At 65.6% G+C, this 23,794-nt stretch carries 21 protein-coding genes; 14 read left to right on the top strand and 7 right to left on the bottom strand.

Annotated elements, in window-relative coordinates; all coding sequences use genetic code 11:
* The first annotated feature begins 194 nt into the window (after positions 1 to 194).
* Positions 195 to 1,589 carry a PepSY-associated TM helix domain-containing protein gene (locus BN1120_RS07515; RefSeq protein WP_010672746.1) on the top strand — a complete coding sequence of 465 codons (1,395 nt, stop codon included), beginning with the start codon at positions 195 to 197 and terminating at the stop codon, positions 1,587 to 1,589.
* 203 nt (positions 1,590 to 1,792) lie between these two features.
* Here the strand turns inward: BN1120_RS07515 and BN1120_RS07510 are convergent, their stop codons facing one another.
* Positions 1,793 to 2,698 carry a 1,4-dihydroxy-2-naphthoate polyprenyltransferase gene (locus BN1120_RS07510; protein ID WP_039039775.1) on the bottom strand — a complete coding sequence of 302 codons (906 nt, stop codon included), beginning with the start codon at positions 2,696 to 2,698 and terminating at the stop codon, positions 1,793 to 1,795.
* 210 nt (positions 2,699 to 2,908) lie between these two features.
* Here BN1120_RS07510 and BN1120_RS07505 point away from each other — a divergent pair, with 210 nt between their 5' ends.
* The 8 genes from BN1120_RS07505 to BN1120_RS07470 all read left to right on the top strand — a co-directional run bounded on the left by BN1120_RS07505 (position 2,909) and on the right by BN1120_RS07470 (position 13,979).
* Positions 2,909 to 4,240, top strand: coding sequence for an isochorismate synthase (locus BN1120_RS07505; RefSeq protein ID WP_042015416.1), 1,332 nt, complete (start codon positions 2,909 to 2,911; stop codon positions 4,238 to 4,240).
* Between the two features lie 33 nt (positions 4,241 to 4,273).
* Complete coding sequence (gene menD, locus BN1120_RS07500; RefSeq protein ID WP_042015415.1) at positions 4,274 to 6,019, top strand: 2-succinyl-5-enolpyruvyl-6-hydroxy-3-cyclohexene-1-carboxylic-acid synthase; 1,746 nt, start codon at positions 4,274 to 4,276, stop codon at positions 6,017 to 6,019.
* Positions 6,009 to 6,773, top strand: a complete 765-nt coding sequence (gene menH / locus BN1120_RS07495) for a 2-succinyl-6-hydroxy-2,4-cyclohexadiene-1-carboxylate synthase (protein ID WP_042015414.1) — start codon at positions 6,009 to 6,011, stop codon at positions 6,771 to 6,773. The genes menD and menH overlap by 11 nt, the downstream gene beginning before the upstream one ends.
* On the top strand, positions 6,766 to 7,626 hold the full coding sequence (gene menB, locus BN1120_RS07490) for a 1,4-dihydroxy-2-naphthoyl-CoA synthase (RefSeq protein WP_039039779.1): 861 nt from the start codon (positions 6,766 to 6,768) through the stop codon (positions 7,624 to 7,626). Before menH ends, menB begins: the two co-directional genes overlap by 8 nt.
* On the top strand, positions 7,626 to 8,555 hold the full coding sequence (gene menC, locus BN1120_RS07485; protein WP_042015412.1) for an o-succinylbenzoate synthase: 930 nt from the start codon (positions 7,626 to 7,628) through the stop codon (positions 8,553 to 8,555). The genes menB and menC overlap by 1 nt, the downstream gene beginning before the upstream one ends.
* Positions 8,556 to 8,558: 3 nt before the next feature.
* Positions 8,559 to 9,959: an o-succinylbenzoate--CoA ligase gene (gene menE / locus BN1120_RS07480; protein WP_042015410.1), complete on the top strand. Its 1,401-nt coding sequence runs from the start codon at positions 8,559 to 8,561 to the stop codon at positions 9,957 to 9,959.
* Positions 9,960 to 10,136: 177 nt separating this feature from the next.
* Positions 10,137 to 12,884 (top strand): collagenase, encoded by a 2,748-nt coding sequence (locus tag BN1120_RS07475; RefSeq protein WP_042015453.1) that lies wholly within the window; start codon positions 10,137 to 10,139, stop codon positions 12,882 to 12,884.
* 156 nt (positions 12,885 to 13,040) lie between these two features.
* On the top strand, positions 13,041 to 13,979 hold the full coding sequence (locus BN1120_RS07470) for a SanA/YdcF family protein (protein WP_042015407.1): 939 nt from the start codon (positions 13,041 to 13,043) through the stop codon (positions 13,977 to 13,979).
* Between the two features lie 48 nt (positions 13,980 to 14,027).
* Here the strand turns inward: BN1120_RS07470 and BN1120_RS07465 are convergent, their stop codons facing one another.
* Complete coding sequence (locus tag BN1120_RS07465; protein WP_042015451.1) at positions 14,028 to 14,642, bottom strand: superoxide dismutase; 615 nt, start codon at positions 14,640 to 14,642, stop codon at positions 14,028 to 14,030.
* Positions 14,643 to 14,665: 23 nt separating this feature from the next.
* A complete protein-coding gene (locus tag BN1120_RS07460) occupies positions 14,666 to 15,091 on the bottom strand; it encodes a hypothetical protein (RefSeq protein ID WP_029313599.1) in 426 nt (141 codons plus the stop codon).
* A 305-nt stretch (positions 15,092 to 15,396) separates the two neighbouring features.
* Between BN1120_RS07460 and BN1120_RS07455 the strand changes: the two genes are divergently transcribed.
* Both BN1120_RS07455 and BN1120_RS07450 read left to right on the top strand, forming a co-directional pair.
* Positions 15,397 to 16,308, top strand: a complete 912-nt coding sequence (locus BN1120_RS07455; protein WP_039039783.1) for a lipase family alpha/beta hydrolase — start codon at positions 15,397 to 15,399, stop codon at positions 16,306 to 16,308.
* Positions 16,305 to 17,045, top strand: coding sequence for a lipase secretion chaperone (locus BN1120_RS07450; protein ID WP_042015402.1), 741 nt, complete (start codon positions 16,305 to 16,307; stop codon positions 17,043 to 17,045). The genes BN1120_RS07455 and BN1120_RS07450 overlap by 4 nt, the downstream gene beginning before the upstream one ends.
* Before the next feature lie 54 nt (positions 17,046 to 17,099).
* Here the strand turns inward: BN1120_RS07450 and BN1120_RS07445 are convergent, their stop codons facing one another.
* From BN1120_RS07445 to sgrR, 3 genes are read right to left on the bottom strand one after another with little or no spacing between them, the layout of a single operon-like run.
* Complete coding sequence (locus BN1120_RS07445) at positions 17,100 to 17,813, bottom strand: hypothetical protein (protein ID WP_010672732.1); 714 nt, start codon at positions 17,811 to 17,813, stop codon at positions 17,100 to 17,102.
* Between the two features lie 30 nt (positions 17,814 to 17,843).
* Complete coding sequence (locus BN1120_RS07440) at positions 17,844 to 18,239, bottom strand: acyl-CoA thioesterase (RefSeq protein WP_010672731.1); 396 nt, start codon at positions 18,237 to 18,239, stop codon at positions 17,844 to 17,846.
* A 35-nt stretch (positions 18,240 to 18,274) separates the two neighbouring features.
* The gene (gene sgrR, locus BN1120_RS07435) at positions 18,275 to 20,029 is read right to left on the bottom strand and encodes an HTH-type transcriptional regulator SgrR (RefSeq protein ID WP_042015399.1); all 1,755 of its coding nucleotides are present in this window, start codon (positions 20,027 to 20,029) and stop codon (positions 18,275 to 18,277) included.
* 100 nt (positions 20,030 to 20,129) lie between these two features.
* Between sgrR and BN1120_RS21545 the strand changes: the two genes are divergently transcribed.
* The 3 genes from BN1120_RS21545 to BN1120_RS07425 all read left to right on the top strand — a co-directional run bounded on the left by BN1120_RS21545 (position 20,130) and on the right by BN1120_RS07425 (position 22,452).
* Complete coding sequence (locus BN1120_RS21545) at positions 20,130 to 20,306, top strand: hypothetical protein (RefSeq protein WP_080767934.1); 177 nt, start codon at positions 20,130 to 20,132, stop codon at positions 20,304 to 20,306.
* A gap of 139 nt (positions 20,307 to 20,445) precedes the next feature.
* Positions 20,446 to 21,714 carry an O-acetylhomoserine aminocarboxypropyltransferase/cysteine synthase family protein gene (locus BN1120_RS07430; RefSeq protein WP_042015397.1) on the top strand — a complete coding sequence of 423 codons (1,269 nt, stop codon included), beginning with the start codon at positions 20,446 to 20,448 and terminating at the stop codon, positions 21,712 to 21,714.
* Between the two features lie 108 nt (positions 21,715 to 21,822).
* The gene (locus tag BN1120_RS07425) at positions 21,823 to 22,452 is read left to right on the top strand and encodes a glutathione S-transferase family protein (protein ID WP_042015395.1); all 630 of its coding nucleotides are present in this window, start codon (positions 21,823 to 21,825) and stop codon (positions 22,450 to 22,452) included.
* A gap of 146 nt (positions 22,453 to 22,598) precedes the next feature.
* Here the strand turns inward: BN1120_RS07425 and BN1120_RS07420 are convergent, their stop codons facing one another.
* Positions 22,599 to 23,774 carry an iron-containing alcohol dehydrogenase gene (locus tag BN1120_RS07420; RefSeq protein ID WP_080767932.1) on the bottom strand — a complete coding sequence of 392 codons (1,176 nt, stop codon included), beginning with the start codon at positions 23,772 to 23,774 and terminating at the stop codon, positions 22,599 to 22,601.
* Positions 23,775 to 23,794 lie beyond the last annotated feature (20 nt).

Here is a 23,794-nt window from a genome sequence, read left to right as displayed (position 1 = left end):
ATCCCCGAAAAGTCCATGAAGCTCCCCGCATTGTGAACGGAAAGCGCCATTCAACCCCCGTTTTTACCCCGGTGGCGGAATGTACATTTCTTCGACATGTTCTGTTGCAGTTAACAAAACGTTGCTGCTATTATCCGCGCCACTCAAAACATTCCACCTACTGAAACCTTTTGGCGTTCACCCAGGGAACAACGATGAAGCAACAAGACGCAAGTTATTACCAACGGATCTGGCGCTGGCATTTTTATGCCGGTCTCTTCGTCGCCCCCTTCCTGATCCTGCTCTCCCTCACCGGCATCGTCTACCTGTTCAAGCCGCAGCTGGACAACCTGCTCTACCCCCAGCTGATGAAGGTGACGCCCGCCACCCAGACCCTGAGTGCCGACCAGCTGCTGGCCAAGGCAACCATCGCCATGCCGGACGCCAGCCTGCGCAAATACCTGCCCCCGGTGGCAGCAGACGCGAGCGCCCAGATAGTCGTGATGCGTGAAGGGCAGGAGCTGACCCTCTTCATGGATCCCGCGAACGGCGCCCTGCTCGGCACCATGGACAACAAGTGGAACCTGCAAGCGGTGGCGCGTGCTCTCCATGCGGAGCTGATGCTTGGCACCACGGGTGATCGCCTGATCGAGCTGGCCGCAGGCTGGGGAATCGTGCTCCTCGTCAGCGGACTCTATCTCTGGTGGCCCCGCAAGGGGCCGGGTGTGGGGGGCATCCTCTGGCCGAGAATGCACCAGCGCGGCCGTCTCTGGTGGCGTGATCTGCACGCCGTGGTCGGCTTCTGGGGCGCGGGTTTCCTGCTGCTGCTGCTGCTGACGGGCATGACCTGGACCGGTTTCTGGGGCGGCCAGTTCGCCGATGTCTGGAACCGCTTCCCTGCGGCCATGTGGAACGAGGTGCCCAAGTCGGCCCCCCTCACCCGCAGCCTCAACCAGGCTCACGAACAGACCGTCTCCTGGGGGGCCGAGACCCTGCCCATGCCGAGCTCCCAACCCACGGCAGAGAGCCATGATCACAGCGCCATGACCCATGGCGGCGGACATGAGGGCATGGTCATGGCCAGCCATCGCATTCCGCTGCAACAGGTGGTCGACATCGCCAACGAGCGTGGGGTCAGCCCGGGTTACAGCATCACCCCCCCGGTCGGTGAAACCGGCGTCTATACCATCGCCATCTTTGCCGATGATCCCCGCAACGACGCCACCCTGCACATCGACCAATACAGCGGCAAGGTGCTGGTCGACGTGCGTTGGCAGGATTACGGCCCGGTCGCCAAGACGGTGGAAACCGGCGTCATGCTGCACATGGGCAAGCTCTACGGCTGGCCGCACCAGCTCGTCATGCTGCTCATCTGCCTGATGATTCTGGCAAGCTCGGTGAGCGGGCTCTGGATCTGGTGGAGCCGCCGTCCCAGTGGTCGCCTCGCCGCCCCGCCCCTGCCCGCCAAGTTGCCTCCCATGGGCGGTGCCATCGCGGTGCTGGTCGTGCTCGGGATCTGCTTCCCGCTGGTGGGGGCCTCCATGGTTGCCATCTGGCTGCTGGACAGTCTCTTCTTCTCTCGCCGCACGGCCGTGGCCCAGGCAAGCTGACCCAGGGGCAAGCCCGCCTCATGCACACGAGGGCTCCCTGTCGGGGGCCCTCGTCGTCTGCATCATCTGGCATCATCCTTCGCCTGGCGGCATGCTCCTCCCCTGGCGATCATCACATCGGTCTGATGAAACAACAACGCGTCGACACATCAACAAAAAGGGCTCCCGTTCGGGAGCCCTTTTCATTGCCAAACGCGTCGGCCTCAGGTGAGCGCCAGCCCGGCGGAGAGCAGCAGGCTGAACAGAAATGCGCTGATGGCGGTCTTCTTGAGGGCGCCGGTCAGCACCTCGCCATCGAAACTCTCTCGCAGGGTGCGGGCGGCATCGGTGAGGGGCTTCATGGCGGGCAGGAAGATCCAGGGCCAGAGACTCGCAGGCTGGGTCAGCAGGAAGGCGATGGTCGCCAGCAGCGCAGCCCCCAGCAAGACCCAGTGATAGGCGATGGCCCGGTTGCGGCCAAGGCGTACCGCCAGGGTGATCTTGCCGCTGGCGGCATCGGTCTCGATGTCCCGCACGTTGTTGATGTTGAGCACGGCAGTCGCCAGCAGGCCGCAGGCGGTGGCAGGTAGCAACAGGTCCCACTCCAGGCGATGGGTGAAGAGGTAGTAGGAACCGAGCACCCCCAGCAGGCCGAAGAACAGGAATACCGAGATGTCCCCGAAGCCGCGATAGCCGTAGGGGCTCTTGCCCACCGTGTAGGTGATGGCCGCGACGATGGCCGCCCCCCCCAGCAGGATGAACGTCAGGATCTGCTGCCACGCCTCCCCGAAGGCGCAGACCAGCAGGGAGAGGCCGCTCACCACGGCCGCCAGGGCGGTCAGCCCCATGGCCACACACATCTGGTGCCGGGTGATGAGGCCGGAAACCACGGCGCGCTGGGGACCGATCCGCTCCCCGTTGTCGGCACCGGAGACCGCATCGCCATAGTCGTTGGCCAGATTGGAGAGAATTTGCAGCAGGATGGCGGTCAGCAGGGAGAGCCCCATGATGGTGCCGTCGAACGCTCCCCGGCTGGCTGCCAGCCCCGAGCCCAGCAAGATGGAGGAGCACGCCAGGGGCAGTGTTCGCAAACGCGCCGCCAGCAACCAAACAGAGAAGGTATTTGTCATATTGTGATGGCCAAACAATCAGATATTGATCGTGTTAAGGGTTATCGAACCGGATTTAGGTATACTTGGCTGCGCGGGGGCGTCGGCTCCCCCGGGCAATTTACATGGACGAATGGGCAGATAATATATAGGAAATCGTCGCCCTTTGGCATCAACCTGCGCCATCCTCCCCCGGAGCGATCGCGATTATCCGGCTCAGACTAGACATCCATGTTGGCTCAGACCCACCTCAAGCAACAACTGGACGCCCTGCGTCACAGCACTGTCAGCGGTTTCGTGCGACTGCGCGTGGCCGCTCACGTCGACGTCTTTCCCGGCTGGTTGGCGGCCCAGACGCTCTACCCCCGCATCTATTGGCACGCCAGAGGGCAACAGAGCCCGGAGTACGTGGCGCTTGGCGCCATCCACGAGCTGACGCGGCCGGAGGATATCCAGCGGGTCTGCGACCTTGCCGGCACGGCCAGTGAAGACAGCCCTCGCTACTACGGTGGCCTGGCGTTCGACCCGGATCTGCCCGGCTGGCAGGGTTTTGGCCCCTGCCGCTTCGTGCTGCCCCGTATCGAACTGGTACGCCGGGGGGAGTGCACCAGCCTCTGCCTCAATCTCTGGCTGCCCGCCCGGGAAGAGGGTCACGCATTCGAAGCCGAACTCTGCGCCGCCGAGGCGGCGCTCGATGCCCTGCAACCCGAGGCCCCCCTGCCCGCCCTGCAAAAGCGGCCATGGCAGCGCCAGGACCTGCCGGGCCCTGCCCAGTGGCAGACCCTGGTGGAGCAGGTCACGGCCCCCGACTTCCAGGCCCGCACCCCCAAGGTGGTGCTGTCGCGGGAGAGTCTGCTCCAGAGCGAGGCGCACGATGCGCCCCTCTGCCCTTGGTCCCTGCTGACACAGTGGGCCCGCCACGCCCAGGAATGCTTCCACTTCGGCTTCCAATTCTCCCCCGAGCAGAGCTTCATCTCCTGCTCCCCCGAGCGCCTCTACCGCCGGGAGAAGGGCCACCTCTTTACCGAGGCGCTGGCAGGCACCATTCGCCGTTCCGGGGATGAGGCGACCGACGCGGCCCTGGCCGCCGAGCTGCTGGCCGACAGCAAGAACCGGCTGGAGAACCGGCTGGTTCACGCCGACATTCTCAGCCGCCTGGCCCCCCTCACGACCGATGCCACCCTGACCGAGCCGCGCATTCTGAAATTGCGGCTGCTGCAACACCTCAAGTGCGACATCGAGGCAGAGCTCAAACCCGGCGTCTGCGACTGGCAACTGCTGGCTGCCCTGCACCCCACTCCCGCCGTGGGGGGCGCCCCCCGCGAGGCAGCGCTCGCCTTCATCCGTGAATGCGAGCCCCATGATCGCGGCTGGTATGCCGGTGCCTGCGGCATGCTGAGCCGGGAGACCTCGGAGTTCTCCGTCGCCATTCGCAGCGCCCGGATCAGGGGCCAACGCATCAGCCTGTTCGCCGGTGCCGGCATAGTGGCGGGATCGGAGCCCGCCGCCGAGTGGGCCGAACTCGACAACAAGATCGCCAACGTGCTCTCCCTGCTGGGATAGCGTTTCTCACCGACTCCTCACTGCGAGAGCTTCATGTCCGCCAGCCACGTGTCCGCGCATCACGCCTTTGCCAGCCATCACGCCACCTTCAACCATGTCTGGTCCTCCCTCTTGCTGGAAGAGCTCTTTCGCCTCGGCGTACGCGACATCGCCCTGGCCTCCGGCTCCCGCTCGGCGCCGCTCACCATGGCCGCCGCAGCCCACCCGGGCTTTCGCCGCCATCTGCACTTCGACGAGCGGGGTCTGGGCTTCATGGCGCTGGGGCTGGCCAAGGGGAGCGGCCGCCCGGTGGCGGTGATCATGACCTCGGGCACCGCGGTGGCCAACCTCTGGCCCGCGGTGGCGGAAGCCCAGCTCACCGGGGTCCCGCTCATCATTCTCTCTGCCGACAGGCCACCCGAGCTCATCGACAACGGGGCCAACCAGGCCATCGATCAGCCGGGGATCTTCGGTCGCTACCCCGTCTATCAGCAAAATCTGCCGAGCCCCACTCCCACCATTCCGGCGGCCTTCGTGCTGAGCTCGGTGGATCAGGCCCTGGCACGACAGGCGCACACCCCGGGGCCGGTGCACTTCAACTGCATGTACCCCGAGCCCCTCTACCCCGGCGACCACTATCTGGACTATTCCGATTACCTGGCGCCCCTCGGCGACTGGCTGCACTCGGCCAAGCCCTGGAGCCCCTGGCTGGTGGGCGAGCCGGGCTGCCCCGCCCAGCCGGACTGGGACAGTCTCATCGGCAAGCGCGGTGTCATCGTCGCCGGACGCATCCAGGATCCGGTGCAAGGCAAGGCGGTGGCCGAGCTGGCAGACCGCCTCGGCTGGCCCCTGCTGGCGGATCTGCAAAGCCAGATCCGCTTCGATGATCGCAACCTCGTCCACACGGATCTCGCCCTGCAACACAGCGACTTCGTGGCCGAGCTGGCCCGCGCCGAGGTAGTGCTGCAATTCGGCGCCCGCCTCATCTCCAAGCGCCTCGGCCAGTTCATCAAACAACACCCCTGGCAAGATTACTGGCTGGTGGACCCGCAGCCGGCACGCCTCGACCCCGACTACCGGCTGCGCCGTCGCCTGGTGTGCGACCCCGCCGCCTTTGCGGCCGCCCATCCAATCCCCCATTCGCAGCAGCCCTGGCACCAGTTGGCCGCGCGCCAGCAGGCCATCAGCCAGCAGATCCGCACCGCCTGTGATCGCTTCTCGGAGCTCGGGGTGTGCCATCGCCTGAATCAGCTCATCCAGGGTCAGTTGTTCGTCGGCAACAGCATGCCGGCCCGGCTGATGGACATGCTGGGCGAGGTGGGCAAGGGCCCCAGCCGGGTGATGACCAACCGCGGCGCCTCCGGCATCGATGGCCTTATCGCCACCGCATACGGCTTCGCACAGTCGGTCCCGCCTGACAGTCGCGAGCCCACCACCCTGCTGCTCGGGGATCTCAGCGCCCTGCACGATCTCAACAGCCTGGCGCTGCTCGGCAAGGGGAGCCGCCCCCTGGTGGTGATCCTGCTCAACAACGACGGCGGCAGCATCTTCCGCATGCTGCCTGTGCCCACCCAGGACGCCCTGCTGGAGACCTACTACTGCCTGCCCCACGGCCTGCACTTCGAGCACGCCGCCGCCATGTTCGGCCTGCACTACCGGGCCCCCACCACCCTCGACGCATTTGAGCAGGACTATGCCGCAGCCCTGAAAAACGGGGTAACCCTGATTGAAATCAAGGTACCGAGCAGTGAAGTCGCCGAGGATCTCAAAGCACTGGGAGCCGCTATCCGTGGTCTCTGATCCCGCCGCGCCGCTGGTGCTGCTGCACGGCCTGCTGGGGGACGCCGACGACTGGCGACCTGTCATCCAGACCCTGCCCGGCGTCCCGTGCCATGCCCTGGATCTGCCGGGCCACGGCCGCAACCGGGCACTGCGGGTGAGCGGCTTTGACGAGGCCCATCACTGGCTCTGCGACGAGCTGGCCGCGCGGGATATCGCCCACTACCGGCTGGTGGGGTATTCGCTGGGGGGGCGGCTCGCGCTTCATCACGCCAGCCACTCCCCGGCGGGGTTGCAGGCCCTGCTGCTGGAGAACTGCCACCCCGGGCTGCCTGCCGGTGAACGTCCGGCCCGCATCGCTCACGATGAAGCCTGGGCCCGGCGTTTCGAGTGCGAGCCCCTGACTCGGGTGCTTGCCGACTGGTACCGCCAGGGCGTCTTCGCCGACCTGGACGACGATGCCCGCACCCGCCAGGCCGCACGCCGCCTTGGCAACGACGGCAAGGCCGTGGCCGCCATGCTGAGGGCCACGTCCCTGGGGCGGCAGCCGGATCTCGCCCCCTGGCTTCGGGATACCCGGCTGCCGGTGCAGTGGATCTCAGGCAACCGGGATCACAAATTCCATGCCCTCGCTTGCCAGTTGGTAAAGCAAGGCTGCAATATCAAACACTTGGCTCTGGATGGCGGACACAATCTGCACACAAGCCAGCCCGATACCTTTGCCCGGCTCCTGCGGGAGTGGGCTCACCAACCAGAAGAGAAGATCCATGATTGAAGCAATGACGGAAGCCGAGCTCTATGCCCCTGTCGAGTGGCACGACTGCTCCGCCGGTTACGAGGACATCCTCTATCACAAGTCCCCAGAGGGCATTGCCAAGATCACCATCAACCGTCCCCAGGTGCGCAACGCCTTCCGCCCCCGTACCGTGAAAGAGATGCTGCAAGCCCTGGCCGATGCCCGCTACGACGACAAGGTCGGCTCCATCATCCTCACCGGCTTCGGCGAGAAGGCCTTCTGCGCCGGCGGCGACCAGAAGATCCGCGGCGACTACGGTGGCTACAAAGACGATGAAGGCACCCATCACCTCAACGTGCTCGACTTCCAGCGTGACATCCGTACCTGCCCCAAACCCGTGGTGGCCATGGTGGCTGGCTACGCCGTCGGTGGCGGCCACGTGCTGCACATGATGTGCGACCTGACCATCGCCGCCGACAACGCCCAGTTCGGCCAGACCGGCCCCAAGGTGGGCTCCTTCGACGGCGGCTGGGGCGCCTCCTACATGGCCCGCATCGTCGGCCAGAAAAAGGCTCGGGAGATCTGGTTCCTCTGCCGCCTCTACGACGCCAAACAGGCCCTCGACATGGGGCTGGTCAACACCGTCGTGCCCCTGGCCGAGCTGGAGCGTGAAACCGTGCGCTGGTGCCGCGAGATGCTGCAACACAGCCCCATGGCCCTGCGCTGCCTGAAGGCGGCCCTCAACGCCGACTGCGACGGCCAGGCCGGTTTGCAGGAGCTGGCAGGCAATGCCACCATGCTGTTCTACATGACCGAAGAGGGTCAGGAAGGGCGCAACGCATTCAACGAGAAACGCCGTCCCGACTTCTCCAAATACAAGCGGAATCCCTGATGACACTCGCCCTCTACCGCTACCAACTGCCCTTTACCCAGCCCCTGGCCTTTCACGGTCAGTTGCAGGTAGCGCGCGAGGGCCTGCTGGTACGCATCGACGATGGCTGGGGGGAGATAGCCCCCCTGCCAGGATTTTCCAAAGAGACCCTGGCCGACGCCCAGGCCGAGGCCCTCGACTGTCTGGCGCTGCTGGCGCGGGGACAGACCCCGACGCCACAGCTGCCCTCGGTGCAGTTCGGGCTCGACTGCGCCCGTCGCAGCTGGCCCGAGCAGGGTGCCCCCCTGCCCGAGCCCTATCCGCTGATCCAGGGCTCCCCCCAGGAGCTGCTCAAGAACTGGAAACAGTGGCTACACGAGACCCCCCTCAAGGCCAAGCTGAAGGTAGCCCGCTACCCCATGCGCGACGAGCTGGCGCTGATCCGGCTGCTGCTCGATCGGCGCCCCAACCTCAAGCTGGTCCTGGACGCCAACCAGGGCTGGACCCGCGAGGAGGCCTGGGCCTTCTGCGGCCACCTGGATCCGAATCGCATCGAATACCTCGAAGATCTGTGCGCCGACTTCGAGGACATCGCCTTCGTCGCCAACCGCACCGGCATGCCGGTGGCGCTGGACGAACTGCTGGCCCAGGGCAAGCCCTGGGAGCCCATCCCGCAACTGCGCGCCCTGGTGCTCAAGCCGACCCTGCTCGGCGCCCTGGCCAACAGCGAGGCACTGGTGGCCCGCGCTCGCGAACTGAAGCTCAAGGTGATCGTCTCCTCCTGCTTCGAGTCCGGTCTCGGCCTCGGCCAGCTCGCCCGCCTCGCAGGGGAGTGGGCGCCGGATCAGGCCCCTGGCCTCGATACCCGCCGCTGGCTGGCCAGGGATCTGCTGGACAAGCAGGGGCAACCCGATCCGGGCAGGATGGACCCCCTGTTTCACCGTGACTGACCCATGGTGACCCGTCAGATCCCACGGCAGGAAACCTGCCCGGTACGACGCTGGGCGACACTGGCCCCTCATCGTATTGCCATCCACAGCGGGGAGCCTCTTAGCTACCAGCGCCTCGACCTGCGCCTCAACAGCCTGTGCAATCAGCTCGCCCGGGCCGGGCTGGAACGGGGAGATCATCTCGCCGCCGTGGTGCGCGGCGCCCTGGAGGATGTGTTGCTGGCCTGGGCCTGCGTGCGCAGCGGCATCGTCTTCTGCCCCCTCAATCCCGCCTTTCCGGCAACCAGACACAGCGAACTGGCGAGCCAGCTCGAGGCCCGGGCATTCTGGTCGGCAGGCGAGATCCCGGCGGGCGACTGGCAAGCCCTCAGCCTCGACTTCACGGGCGAGCTGGCCGCAGATGGGGAGTCCCCGCTGGTACCCGACCAGCCGAACAACATGATCCTCACCTCGGGATCCAGCGGTACCCCCAAGGCGGTGGTCCACCGCCTCGCCAACCACCTCGCCTCCGCCAGGGGTTCCGCCACCCTGATCCCCCTGGACGAAGCCTGCGGCTGGCTGCTCTCCCTGCCACTGTTTCACGTCGGCGGTTACGCTATCTTGTTTCGGGTCTTCCTGGCGGGAGCCGCCCTGGTGCTGGACGATCGCACCCGGCCCCTCAAGGCGCGGCTCGAGGATCAGCCCATCACCCACCTCTCGCTGGTGCCGACCCAGCTCTGGCGCCTGCTGGCACAGGGGTTCGACCCATCCCGCACCCGGGTGCGAGAGCTGCTGCTCGGGGGCGCCGCCATCCCGGCGCCCCTGGTCAACCGGCTGACCGCTCTGGGGCTGGAGCCCAAGGTGAGCTATGGCCTCTCCGAGATGGGCAGCCAGGTCTGCACCGGGCAACCCTGCGCCGCCGGCGTGGTGGGCCGCCCGCTGCCGGGGCGGGAGGTCTGCATCCGCCAGGGGGAGATCTGCGTGCGCGGTGAGACCCTGTTTGCCGGCTATTTCAGGGAGGGCGAGCTGGTGCGCCCCCTCGATGAAGAGGGCTGGTTCCACACCCGGGACAAGGGCCGCCTCACTCCGGGGGGCGATCTGGTGGTGGAGGGGCGGCTCGACAACCTCTTCATCTCGGGAGGGGAGAATATCCAGCCCGAGACCATAGAGCAGCGGCTGGTGGATCACCCCGCCGTGGCCCAGGCCCTGGTGGTGCCGGTGCCGAGCGACGAGTGGGGGCATAGGCCCGCCGCCTTCATCGACTGGCACGGCGAACCGGCCCCCCCTGCTGAGCTGGCCGCCTGGATCAGGCTGTCGTTACCCGGCTTCATGGTGCCGGACCAGTGGCATCCCTGGCCGGATATCGGCGGCAATCTGAAACCCTCCCGCACCCTGCTCGCCCGCAGTTTGCGACAAGAGGAGTGACACCTCCCCCATATGGGGCGGAGTCCTTGCTATCAACACAGCCCCTTTTGGGGCTGTTTTTTGTGTTGTTTGCTCCCGAATGCATCATTTCGCTGCGCCATCTGGCCAATTGATATTCTTTTGGAGCCCAATACCCTCTCTGGTCCCCACGCCTCTCCATCCACCAAAGGGATCATGATGAAGCACCTCTCTCCCCGGCTGCTGCTCCTGGCAGCCCCTAGCCTGCTCGCCACTTCGGCGCTGGCCAACTACTCCCCCTCCGACTGGCAACAGTATCAACTCAAAGGCGAATCCAGCCGTCAGCTGGGGGATCGTCTCACCGAAGTGACCTTTGAACTGAGCGCCCGCAGCGGCGACGCCCCTTATCAGCAGTTGAGGGTGTATCGCCGCTTCGACTGGCGCGATGCCAACCTGGCCGCGCTGGCAGAGCAGCAGTGCGGCGAGCCGCAACTCAAGATCGAGCAGGGCTGGCAGATCCGCTACCTCAGCTGTGAAGAGGTGGTACCGGCCGGCAAGGCCGTCCCGGCCAGCAGCTATGACTATGGCTACGGCATGAAGCAGGGCCGCTGGGAGCCGCTGGCGGGCACCCCGACCGCGCCGCGTCAGGATCGTCTGCCGCTGGCTGAGCGGGTCATTCTGGGTCACAGCGAGCAGGAGCTGGATCGCTGTGAGCTCAACGCCGAAGGTCGCTGCGCCGAGCAGGCATGGCAGTACCAGCCGCAAAACTGGCAGCAATTGAAGGTGCTGGAAGAGACCCCCAACGAACGGGATGGTCGCCTCGAGCAGATCTTCTTCCGCCTGCAGCCCATCGCGGGCAGCCAGGCCGCCAAACAGGTGAGCGAGCTGCACGTCTGGCGCCAGTACACCTGGCTGCTGGACGAGATCAAGGCCCAGCAGGAGTGCGATGAACCCCAGACCCGTCAGGAAGGGGACAAGACCATCAGCTATCGGGTGTGCCGTCAGACCCTGCCCGCCGGCAGCGAAGTGCAGGTGGTCTTGAAGGACACCGGCTATCAATACCCGGTGGGGGGCAGCGAATGGCAGACCCTGCCGGAAACAACCGAGTGGCAGGAGAACCGGGTGCTCAACCGCCCCATCGTGCTGGCCAGCAAGGAAGAGCAGCTCGACTGTCGCCGTGCCGACGGCCGCGCCTGCTCCGAGCCGGATCTGCCGGGCACCGAGCTGCTGGACGCCGAAGCGGCCAGGATAGTGCAGGATGCCAGTGGCCAGCCCGCCCCGGTCTGGCAGGAGAACTATGGTCACGATGACACCAAGCTGCTGGCCGTGTCGCGCGGCATCCAGAGCCTGCTGGCGGCCAATCAGCCGGCCCATCCGGCCATGAAGCTGCTGCTGGAATACGTGCGTGCCCACAACTACCACAACTACGGCAAGCACAAGGAAGACGGCCCGGCCGCCGCCGAGGCGCTGGCCGAGGCATTGACCGCGTTAGGCGCCCATCCGCTGCTCTTCCCGGAGCAGGCCAGCGACGAAGTAGGCGCCGTCATGGGTGCCTGGAGCATCGCCCTGCACGGCCAGTTCAAGAGCCCGGCAGTGCAGAGCCGTTTTGGCACCCTGCTCGGCGAGTTCAACCAGATGCTGGCCTACAGTACCCGCCATGCCAGCGAGATCAACGGTCAGCACGCCTGGGCAACCGGCCTGTTCGATCTGCTCAACTTCCTCGACTTCGCCAGCGACTACAGCGACCCCTTCGCCAACGACTTTCGCCAGCAGGATGGCGAGCTGCGCAAGCAGCTGCACGCCCTCGGCATGAGCGAACTCGCGTTGTGGCAAGGAAGGGATGGCGCCGATCTGTTCCTGCTCAACAACGTGCTGGATGCCTACACACGCCTCTACCGGGTCGCTCGCCATACCCGCCCGGACGAGCTCGACGACTACCGCAAGCTGCTGGATGACTCCGTCATCGCCCTCGTTCGCCACCACGACCTGATCCCTGGTGGTCAGCAGAGTCAGGACCTGCTGGAAGACATGTCACTGACCCTCTCCACCTACTACCTGACCTACACGGACCGCACCAGCGAAGCCTGCATCAGCGGTGACTTCGCCGGGCTCTGCACCCCTGTCCGGGTGGAGGACGTGCTGCCGTTCGAGCACACCTGCTCACCGACCCTGCGCCTGCGGGCCCAGGACCTGACCATGGCTCAGGCAGAGGGGATCTGCCGTGAACTGGGTGCCGAAGAGCAGCAGTTCCACCAGCAGATGGAGACCGGCTGGCAGCCGGTGGCGGACGATCACAACGAGGCGCTGGAACTGGTGGTCTTCAACTCCTCCGACGACTGGAAACGCTACGGCAGTGCCCTGTTTGGCGGCGTCTCCACCGACAACGGCGGCATCTACCTCGAAGGGGATCCGGCTCGCCCCGGCAACCAGGCCCGCTTCTTCGCCTACGAGGCGGAGTGGAAACGCCCTGCGTTCCAGGTGTGGAACCTGCGCCACGAGTACGTGCACTACCTGGACGGCCGCTTCAACCAGTACGGCAGCTTCGGCCACTACCCGCTCAACCGCACCACCTGGTGGTCGGAAGGGCTGGCGGAGTTCGTCGCCCACGGCCAGTGCTTCGCCCGCGGTCTGGACAACGTCGCCGGCCGCCCGGCAGGCGATCGCCCGGCCCTGGCCGACATCCTGCACCTGGATTACGACAAGGGCGGCGAGATGGTCTACTCCTGGTCCTACACCGTGCACCGCTTCCTGAACGAGACCGGTCGCGGCGCCAGCTGGCTGGCCATGGCCCAGGCCCTGCGAGGCCCGGATCGAGAGCAGGCCATGAGCACCTTCGAAGCCGAGCTGGACCAGCTGATTGCCAATGACAGCGAGGCCTACCAGCAGTGGCTCGGCCGCGAGCTGCTGCCTTGGTGGGAAGCCAACAAGGACTCCGACGAGTGCAAGGCCAACGACTCCTCCCACTGAGGACGAGACGGCTATGACAAGGGGCGGCCATGGTCGCCCCTTGTTTATGGCGCCGTTTGATAAGCCCGGGATCCTGGCGCGCGCTGCGACAACCTCTGCCCGAGTGAGCCCCTGCGCCGCCATCAAACCTGACGCGCCACAACAACTTGTAATAGAATGACCCCCTGTCTTCTCTTACTTCAGACCCGAACCGCACCGCGCATGAAGAAGTTTGCCAAGATCCTGCTCGCCTGCCTCTGCCTGTTGCTGGCCTCCATCGCCGCCCTGCTTGGCTACAGCGAGTGGACCGTCTCGGACGCCCGTCACTACACCTACGACGACGTCAACGCGGTGCCCTACAACCGGGTCGCCCTGGTGCTCGGCACCTCCAAATACCTGATTGGCGGCAGCCCGAACCACTACTTCAAATACCGGATCAAGGCCGCCGCCGAGCTCTACAACAACGGCAAGGTGGACTACATCCTGGTCTCCGGCGACAACGCCACCGTGCAGTACAACGAACCGCGCCAGATGCGGCGGGCCCTGATCCAGGCCGGCATCCCGGCCAGCGCCATCTACAGCGACTACGCCGGCTTTCGGACTCTGGACTCCATCGTGCGTGCCAAGGAGGTGTTCGGTCAGGCCCACTTCACCGTGGTCTCCCAGGCCTTTCACAACGAGCGCGCCATCTTCATCGCCCGCCATTTCGGCATCGAGGCGGTCGGCTTCAACGCCGTGGATCCCAGCGCCTATCAGGGCATCAAGACCCGGGTGCGCGAGGTGTTCGCCCGCCTGATGGGGCTGCTGGACCTCTACGTGCTGGACAAGGGTCCCAAGTTCCTCGGCGAGCCCATCGTCATCGGCGGCCCGGTCCCCTGCCAGGCGTTGAGCACCATAGGGGCAAGCCAGCCCTGCCTGCCCATTGCACCGCCCCCTCATAAGCCGAAAGCCAAGCAGGCAGCGGCCGTGAGCGCGGCAACCGCCACCAGTGCAGCGGCTGCAACCAGCGGTGCACCAGCCACCAGCGCAGCCGTGCCGAGCGAAGTCACGCCCGTGGATAATCCGGCTGCCGCCAGCGCGGCAACGCCAACCGGCAGCGCACTGACACCTCAATAAAAGAGACCCGCCAACAGGCGGGTCTCTTTCATCAGGTGAAATGGGTCGTCAGGCCAGCGCCGCCACATAACGCCGTGCCACCTCATCCCAGTCGATCACGTTGTAAAACGCGGCTATGTAATCGGGACGCTTGTTCTGGTACTTGAGGTAGTAGGCATGCTCCCACACATCCAGCCCGAGTATGGGGGTGAGCCCCTCCATCAGGGGGCTGTCCTGGTTCGCGCTGCTCACCACCTGCAACTTGCCGCGCCCATCGACCACCAGCCAGGCCCAGCCGCTGCCAAAACGGCTCAGCGCCGCCTGGGTAAAGGCCTGCTTGAAGGCCTCCAGCCCACCCAGATCCCGCTCGATCGCTGCGGCCAGCTCGCCGCCCGGCTCGCCGCCGCCCTGCGGACTCATCACCTGCCAGAACAGGCTGTGGTTGGCGTGGCCGCCGCCGTGATTGCGCACCGCCCCCTGAACCTGGGCCGGCAGGCTGTCGATACGGGCAAGCAATGCCTCCAGCGGCAGGGTAGCCAGCTCCGGCAGATCGGCCAGGGCGGCATTGAGGTTGGTGACATAAGTCTGATGGTGACGGCTGTGATGGATCTCCATGGTCTTTGCATCGATATGGGGTTCCAGCGCGTCATAGGCGTAAGGAAGGGCTGGTAGGGTATGGCTCATGTTCATTGTCTCTCCTGTTGGGCTCAATGCAGTTGATGGGCAGAGCCGGTCTGACACAGACATTGACCCAGGCTGCGCTGGATGCCGTCGTGATGACCGTGTTTGCCCAGAAAGGCGAGCAGCTCGGTACGGGTGCTGCGGGCGTGGCGAACAGCCGCCTCCCGCAGGGCAGCGGAACTGGTGGGGGACTGGCTGGTGGCCAGCAGGCAGTCGTGGATGTGACACAGCAGGTCGGCGGCCCGATCCGGCAGGGTCATGGCCACCAGCAGATCCGCCAGGTTGTGATGGGCCACCACCAGGGCCGCCACCGCTTCGTCGGCATCGTGCCAGTCGGCAAACTGCTGGCGGGCAAGCCACAGCGCCTGCTGATAGCAGTCGAGCGCCCTGGCGTACTCCCCCGCATCGAAATGGCGGTTGCCACTCAGGGTCTGCGCCTTCCAGTGCGCCATGCTGCTGTCCGCTCCGGTGGTACCGACCCACCCCTTCACCCAGGTTCCCGTCATGACTCGACCACTCAAATGATAATAATTACTATTTAACTTATTTAATGGGCAGTCACAAGGAATAGTTGGTGCCGCCTTTTTTGCCCATATGGGTAGGGTTTTTCTGCAATCCCCAGTTTAGTGATCCCATCCACAGATACATTTGAGTTCAGCCACCATGCTGCCGGTACTGGCATGAGGCCGGTGGCTGCCCGGTGACGACCCCCGGTGACGACCAGAATGCAGCCGGTTTTTTCACAAGGACGGTGAAGATGAAAAGATGGCTATTGATGCTGTTGTGCGCCCTGCCCATGCTGGGTCAGGGCGCCGGTTATACCCAGACCCGCTACCCCATAGTGCTGGTGCACGGTCTGTTCGGTTTCGACAAGCTGCTCGGTGTCGATTACTTCTACGGCATCCCCCAGGCCCTGACCCGGGATGGCGCCAAGGTCTACGTGGCACAGGTCTCCGCCACCCAGAGCTCGGAGCTTCGCGGTGAACAGCTGCTCAAGCAGGTGCAGCAGGTGCTCGCCATCACGGGGGCGGAGAAGGTGAACCTCATCGGCCACTCTCACGGTGGCCCCACCATTCGCTACGTCGCTTCGGTCGCCCCCGAGCTGGTCGCTTCCGCCACCAGCGTGGGCGGGGTCAACCATGGCTCGGAGATCGCCGACCTGGTGCGGGCCAAGGTGACGCCGGGCTCGGCGGCCGAAGGTCTGGCGGTGGCCGCCGCCTCGGCCCTGTCCGGGGTCATCTCGCTGCTCTCCGGGGGCAGCCAGCTGCCGCAGGATCCCCTCGCAGCCCTCGACGCCCTCACCAGCACCGGCGCCCAGCGCTTCAACCAGCGCTATCCGGAAGGGCTGCCGAGCCAGCATTGCGGCGAAGGGCCCATGCAGGCCGCCAACGGGGTCTACTACTTTTCCTGGAGCGGACGCGGCACCATGACCAACATCCTGGATCCGGTGGATCCGGCGCTGGCGCTGACCGGCAGCTTCTTCAAGGAGCCCAGTGACGGCCTGGTCGGGGTGTGCAGCAGCCACCTCGGCAAGGTGATCGGCACCCACTACCGCATGAACCATCTGGACGAGGTGAACCAGTCGTTCGGCATTCGCCACCTGTTCGAGACCGACCCGGTCAACCTCTATCGCCAGCACGCCAACCGCCTGCAGAGGCTGGGACTATGAACAGGGCATGGCTGATGGCTGCTCCGCTGGCGGCGGCCCTGCTGCTGGGGGGCTGGCAGTATTGGACCTCCGCTGACGCAACCGCCCCTTCGCCGCAACATGCCGGGCCCGCTTCCCCTCTGGTCAGGCAGGCCTCACCGCCGTCGGATAAGTCCTCGCTGCAGGCCCGCCATGAAGCCTTTCTCGCGGCTGAGGGCAGCCTGACGGTGCCGGCGGATCCGGGCCTGGCCAGCTTGCAAAAGCTGTTCGACGAGCGCGAGCAGTTGCGCAGGCAGCGCTTCACCCCGGCCGAGCAGGAGCAGCTGTTTGCCGAGGACAGGCTGATGGAGCAGTGGACCCTGCGCCGCAAGGCGCTGACGGAGGCCAACGATGCCGATAAGCCGCTGCTGGCGAGCGAGCTGGAGCTCTGGCTGGCGGAGCAGCCCCAGTGGTTTCGGGAGGCGGAGGCCAACAGCCGCCTGCTGGGCGATCTGCAGGCTCTGGAACAACTCCCCGCAGCCGGGCGTGACGCCGCACTGCGCGAACAGTTGGGACCGGAGGCGGCAGATCGATTGCACCAGCTGGCAGAGAGCCAGCAGGGGTTCGAGCAGCAGCTGGCCGGCTATCTGGCCGAGATCAGGCCCCTGCCTGCCGAGGCCCGTGCCAGCCAGCAGCCGGAGATCCTGGCACGCTGGTTCGAGCCCGGTCAGTGGCGACGGGTGGAGGCCCTCACCCGGCTCACCCTGGGCGAGCAGTAACCGGCATGAAAAAGGGGCCCGCAAGTGGGCCCCCATTCTTTGACGCTGCCGCCCTTACTGCGGCTTGTTGGCACCCGGCAGCGGCTGCCAGGTGAGACGAGTCACCCGGTTGCCCTGCACCTCGCAGGTGAGGCAGAGATCCTGCCACCCCTTCTCCTGGCGCAGGGAGACCTCTCCCTTGATGCCCTCTGCACTCCTTTTGAGTTTGGCCGGCTCGAAGGTCACCTTGTCACCTCCGGCGAGCGCCATCAGCTTGCCATTGCAGAGCCACTGGGCGAGCTCGGCCCCCTTGAGCTTGACGCCCCCCTTGTCAGCCTTCTCCTCGGCGGTGCTCGGTGCAAACAACCCGCCCAGCTCGGCCGCCCGTCTGGTCAGCCAGGCTTCCCGCTGCTGCATGCTCATCTTGCTGACAAACTCCGCAGGCTGCCCCTTGTCGTCCAGCCATTGGGTCAGCTTGCCACTGTCATCGAAGGCGAACTGGGCGGCGGGCTCCTTCACCCCGAACAGCTTGCCGCCCTTGAAGTAGTAACGGCTCTCCCCTTCCTGTTTGCCCTGCTCGTTCAGGATGGGCACGGCGATGATGACAGGCGTGCCGTCGACCCAGGCCTTGATGTCAACGCCATCGTGGCTGAACAAGCGGGTATCGAGGGCGCTGTCGGCCCCCTTCTCCATCAGGGTGAACTGCTCGGCCAGGGAGGCGGCAAATGAAGGCAGGGAGCAGAGTCCCAGTCCCAAGCCGAGGCTCAGGGCGATCGCGGTTGTGCGCATAAGTGTCCTGTGGTGGGCCCGAAGGCCGGATTAACTCTCTACCAGCCAGACCCTCAGTCCCTCCCGGTGAGCCTCGCTCAAAGGGATGGACTGCCGGGTCCGGTAGTCAAAATGGATCAGGGTCGTCTCGGCGGTCACCGCCAGCTCGCCGCCCTGCCAGGCTTCCTGCCAGAGCGTGAAGGAGCTGGTACCGATACGCCGCACGCCGGTCTTGATCGACACCATCTGACCATAGAACAGCTCCCGTTTGAATTGCACCGTGTAGCCCGCGATGATCAGATGCCAGTCATGCACATCCAGCTCGGGCGAGAAGAGGCGAAACAGGGGATCACGGGCCGATTCAAACCAGACCGCCGGCACCGTGTTGTTGATGTGGCCGAGGGCGTCCGTCTCTTGAAAACGGGGTTGGATCTGCATTTCCAGCATGGATGTCGACTCCTTGTCGTAGGACCGCGCACAGGCTAGCGCGCCAACCCGTCCGACTCAAGCGTCCCTGCCTGGGGGTGAGAGCCACCGCCGGTTTCCGGCTCCTGCGCCACCTGCTCGGGCTTTAACCAGGCGCTGCGAAAATCGAACCAGCCAAGGGCCGTCATGCGCACGCCGTGCACGCCGACCCGGCTCTCCAGCTCCAGCCAGTGGTGAAACAGCGGCACGAACCAGCTCTGGCGCTGCACCTCGGCCAGCAGGGCGCGGGGGCCGGGCTCTTCACCATGGGCGCGCCACTGCGTCAATCCCTGCCACAGGGCCTGCTGGCCGCCCCACACCCGGCGCAGCAAGGGGGTGCCCTGAAGCCAGGCGTAAGGGGCGAAGGCGTGCTCATGCTCCAGGTTGAGGGTGCCGAACCAGAGATCCACATCTTCATCCTCCCCGCTCACCCAGCGGCCGTAGTCCAGGGTACGTACCTCGAGCTGGATCCCCTGCTCTGCCAGCAGGCTGCTCATGGCGCTGGCGCACTCGTTGAATTCCAGGTGCTGGTTGAAGCAGGCCAGTACCAGCCGCGCTGGCAGGCTGACCGGGCCGGGCTCGGGAAGAGGCAGGCTCTCGCGCCAGTGGGGCAGGAGACCCAATGCGCTGGTCCAGCCCCGCTGCAGTTCGGGTGCCACCCGGGCCATCAGGGCGATGGGGTTGAGCAGCCGGGTCAGCCACTGGCGCAGGGCCGGGTCCTGCAGGGGGACCGATCTGTCGTCCTGCAGCAGGAAGTAGCAGCCGGATTCCAGTTCGGACTCCCCGCGCATGGAACCAAGCTCCGGGGTGTCGCTGCCCAGCCTGACGTGGCTCTCCAGCCGCTCCGCCAGCTCCGGCAGCATCCAGATGTCGATCTCGTCGAGCAGGGCCCGCAGCCCGAAGTAGTCGTCAAATGCTTCGAGGCACAGGTGCAGGGGGTCGTTGGCGCTCACCCGATAGGGGCCGGTGCCCACCGGCTGCAGGGCGAAATTCGCCTCCCCCTTGAGCTCCCGCGGCAGGATGGCCGCCACCGGCTCGGCCAGCAGGTGCGGCAGCAGAGGATCCGGGCTGTCGAGATGAAGATCCAGAGTGCGCGGCCAGCGGCTCTCCAGCCGTGCCAGATGGGCGAACAGCGGGCGATCCCGCAAGGCCTGCAGGCTCTCCATCACATCCTCCACCACCAGTTCGCGGCCATGGTGAAAGCGCACCACGGGGCGCAGATAGAAGCGCCAGTGACAGGGGGCCAGACACTCCCAGTAGTGGGCGAGATCCCCCTCGATTTCCCCATTTTCCTCGTTTCGCCGGGTCAGACCGTTGAAGATCTGGCGGCTCAGGTGAATTTCGGAGCGGCGCAAGGGCGCGGTGGGCAACAGACCGGGCAGGGGCCGGTAGTAGGGTACCCGCAGGATCTGGCGCCCCTCCCGGGTGGCCTGGCCGAGCTGCTCGATGAGCAGCGGGGTGAGCAGATCCAGGCGATCTTCGGCCAGCCGTACCGCCTGCGCCAGCTGGCCCTGGCTCAGCAGATCCCGCAATCGGCGCCGGGTCAGGCTCTCCTGGTTGTCGAGCAGGGTGAGGCGGGAGCGCCGCCCCCGCCCTGCTTCTGCCGTCCAGCACAGCCAGCCCTGCCCTTCCATGCGGCGCAGCAGCAGGCGGGCATTGCGGGGGGTGCAGCAGAGCAGGTCCGCCACCTCGGCGAGGCTGATCTCCCGCTCGTCACAGCCAAGCTGCTGGGCGAGCCGTTGAAATTGCTGATAAAGGCGGCTAGTAGGCATAAAAGAGGAAATCCATTGGCTGAAAGTCATCAGTTTTTACTTCCGCATTTTAGCTCAATACTGCTGGCGAACGTGAGAACCACAGCACAGGAGCACCATCATGAGCCATGCCACCCCCCTCAAACCGAACCGGATCCAGCAAACCCTCCGTCGCTACTTCCTGAGGATCCTGCCCCGCCCTCTGACGCTGGTCGAAGATCCCATGGTGCAGCTCAACCGCCTGATGCAGTGGGATATGCACCAGATAGACGACAGGGAGTATCGCCGCCGTCTCTGAGGTTGCCGTCACCGACGCCATCCGGTCACCCCCATCCCCCGGCATTGCTTTGCCGGAATGGGTGGTTTACATCGGCGCCAGGACTGCTAGATTGGACGTCTATCCATCCATAATGGTGACATCCAACAAGGAGTGTGTGATGAAAGATGCGACCCTGGCCCTGCACCACGGCTTTTCCAGCGATCCCGCCACCAAGGCGGTGGCCGTGCCCATCTACCAGACGGTGGCCTACGAGTTCGAGAGCGCCCAGCACGGGGCGGACTTGTTCAATCTGGCGGTACCGGGCAACATCTACACCCGCATCATGAACCCCACCAACGATGTGCTGGAACAACGGATGGCCGCCCTTGAAGGGGGGATCGCCGGCTTGGTGGTCTCGGCGGGTTCCGCCGCCATCACCTACGCCATCCAGGCGCTGACCGCCGCCGGTGACAACATAGTCTCCACCCCCCAGCTCTATGGTGGCACCTACACCCTGTTCGCCCACATGCTGCCGAGCTTCGGGGTCGAGGTGCGCTTCGCCAAGGATGACAGCGCCGAGGCCATCGCCGCCCTCATCGACGACAAGACCAAGGCGGTCTATTGCGAGAGCATCGGCAACCCGGCGGGCAACATCGTCGACATCGCCGCCCTGGCCAAGGCCGCCCACGCCCGCGGCGTGCCGCTCATCGTCGACAACACGGTCGCCACCCCGGTGCTGTGCAAACCCATCGAACACGGCGCCGACATCGTGGTGCACAGCCTGACCAAATATGTCGGCGGCCACGGCAACTCCCTGGGGGGCGTCATCGTCGACTCGGGCAAGTTCCCCTGGGCGGATCACGCCGAGCGCTTCCCCCAACTGACCCAACCCGAGCCTTCTTATCACGGGGTGGTCTACACCGAGGCCTTCGGCCCGGCGGCCTTCATCGGCCGGGTGCGCACCGTGCCGCTGCGCAACACGGGCGCGGCCCTGGCTCCCATGAACGCCTTCCTGCTGCTGCAAGGGCTGGAGACCCTGAGCCTGCGCATGGAGCGCCACGTGGACAACGCCCTGCGGGTCGCCCATCACCTCAGGCATCACCCCAAGGTGGCCTGGGTCAGCTACGCCGGTCTGCCGGGTCACCCCCACTACCCGCTGGCGGAGAAGTACATGGCCGGTCGCCCCTCGGCCATCCTCTCCTTCGGCCTGAAGGGGGGCTACGAGGCGGGCGTGCGCTTCTACGATACCCTCAAGATCTTCAAGCGGCTGGTCAACATCGGCGACGCCAAGTCCCTGGCCTGCCACCCCGCCTCCACCACCCATCGCCAGTTGAGCGAAGAGGAGCAGGCCAAGGCTGGAGTGAAACCTGAGATGATCCGGCTGTCGGTGGGGATCGAAGCCATCGAGGACATACTGGCGGATCTGGATCAGGCGCTGGAGGCCTGAGTCAATCGACGAAGGAGCGGGCACCACGCCCGCTCTTTTTCATCCATCAGTGAACCTGCTGCCGGGGCGCTGCGTATCACCGCCTTCCGTCACTGCGTCGAGGTTTTCATGATAGTCCTGCACCACCTGAACAAATCCCGCTCCCAGCGCATCATCTGGCTGCTTGAAGAGCTGGGCCTGCCCTACCAGATCAAGGCCTACCAGCGCGATGCTACCACCTTTCTGGCGCCGCCCGAGCTCAAGGCCGTCCACCCCCTCGGCAAGTCGCCGGTCATCGAGTTTGACGGCCGGGTGCTGGCGGAATCGGGCGCCATCACCGAGTACCTGATCGCCCGCCACGCTCCGGAACGGCTGGCACCGGCCACCGACAGCCCGGAGTATCCCGAATACCTGCAGTGGCTCCACTTCGCCGAGAGCTCCGGCATTCTGCCGCTGCTGCTCGACATGTTCGTGCGCAAGGATGGCAGCCCGATGCGCTTCCTGCCGGACTACGCCAAAGCCGAGTGCGCCAAGGTGCTGGGTTATCTCGATGAGGTGCTGGCAAACCGCCGTTACCTGGTGGCCGATCGCCTCACCGGCGCCGACATCCTGAACTCCTTCCTGGTGGATCTGCTGGCCCAGAGCGGCCAGCTGGCCCAGTTCCCGCACCTTGAGGCCTACTGGCAGCGACTCAACACCTATCCGGCTCGCCAGAAGGCGGCAGCGCTGGAGCGCGAGCTGGACCGCAGCGCCGAATAAACGGCGGTGCCCCGGTGACACCCTGCAAAACGCCCCGATGATCGGGGCGTTCTCTTTTCCGGCCGTCAGCCAGATATCAAAGCGCGTGGGACAGGATCCTGGCCGCACTTATTGTCCAGATCGCCCCTTGGCCAAGGGACTCAGGCCTAGAGGGCGCGAGAGAGGATCCGCGCTACCTTGTCGGGATCGATGTCCTGCTGCTCCCCGAGGGCGGTCAGGCCGAACAGCTTGAGGTTGGAACAGATCCCCGGGATACAGCGCGCATCCAGGCCATAGTCGGCGAGGCGGGTACCCACCCCCATCTGCTGGAAGAACTGCTCGGTGCGGATGATCGCCTCCTCAATGCGCAGCGCCTTGTCCTCCCGGCTGGAGTGCCACACCCGCTCGGCAAACTGGGCCAGCTTCTCCTGCTTCTGGGCCGCTTGCTCCCGCAGCAGGGAGGGCAGCACCACCGCCAGACTCTGGGCATGATCCAGCCCATGCAGGGCGGTGAGCTGGTGACCGATGGCGTGGGTGGACCAGTCCTGGGGCACACCGCGACCGATGAGGCCGTTGAGGGCCAGGCTGGCAGCCCACATCAGGTTGGCGCGTACCTGGTAGTTGGTGGGCTCCGCCAGCGCCCGCGGACCGTTGTCCACCAGCACCTGCAACAGCCCTTCCGCCAGCCGGTCCTGCACCTCGCCCCCCACCGGGAAGGTGAGGTACTGCTCGAGGATGTGGACGAAGGCATCCACCACGCCATTGCCCACCTGGCGCGGTGGAAGGCTGTAGGTGGTGGCGGGATCCAGCACCGCAAACACCGGTTGCACCAGCGGATTGTAGAAGGAGAGCTTGGCCTCCCCCCGGCTCACCACGGCGGCGGGGTTGCTCTCCGAGCCGGTGGCCGGCAGGGTCAGCACACAGCCGAGCGGCAGCGCCCCCTTGATGGGGGCCTTGTCCCGCAGGATCTCCCAGGGATCGTCCCCCTCGAAGCAGGCAGCGGCGGCCACGAACTTGGTGCCATCCACCACGGAGCCGCCACCCACCGCCAGCAGGAAGTCGATGCGCTCGCGCTTGACCAGAGCCACCGCCTCCATCAGCTGATCGTACTGGGGGTTGGCGCCGATGCCGGGAAACTCCAGCCACTCCCGGCCCGCCAGCGCCTGGGTCAACTGGTCATAGACCCCGTTCTGCTTGATGCTGCCACCCCCGTAGAGCACCAGCAGACGGCTGCCGACCGGGATCAGCTCCGGCAGAGTGGCGATCTGGCCTTCACCAAAACAGATGCGGGTGGGATTGGCATATTGGAAGTTGTACACGGCAGAGCCCTCGGTTGATTGCATGCCGGGGAATTGTGCGCCTG

It is taken from the genome of Aeromonas caviae, from assembly GCF_000819785.1.
In the GTDB taxonomy this organism is placed as follows: Bacteria; Pseudomonadota; Gammaproteobacteria; order Enterobacterales; family Aeromonadaceae; genus Aeromonas; species Aeromonas caviae.
The sequence above is the reverse complement of the archived record's forward strand: the minus strand, read 5'-3'. Positions and strand labels throughout refer to the sequence as shown.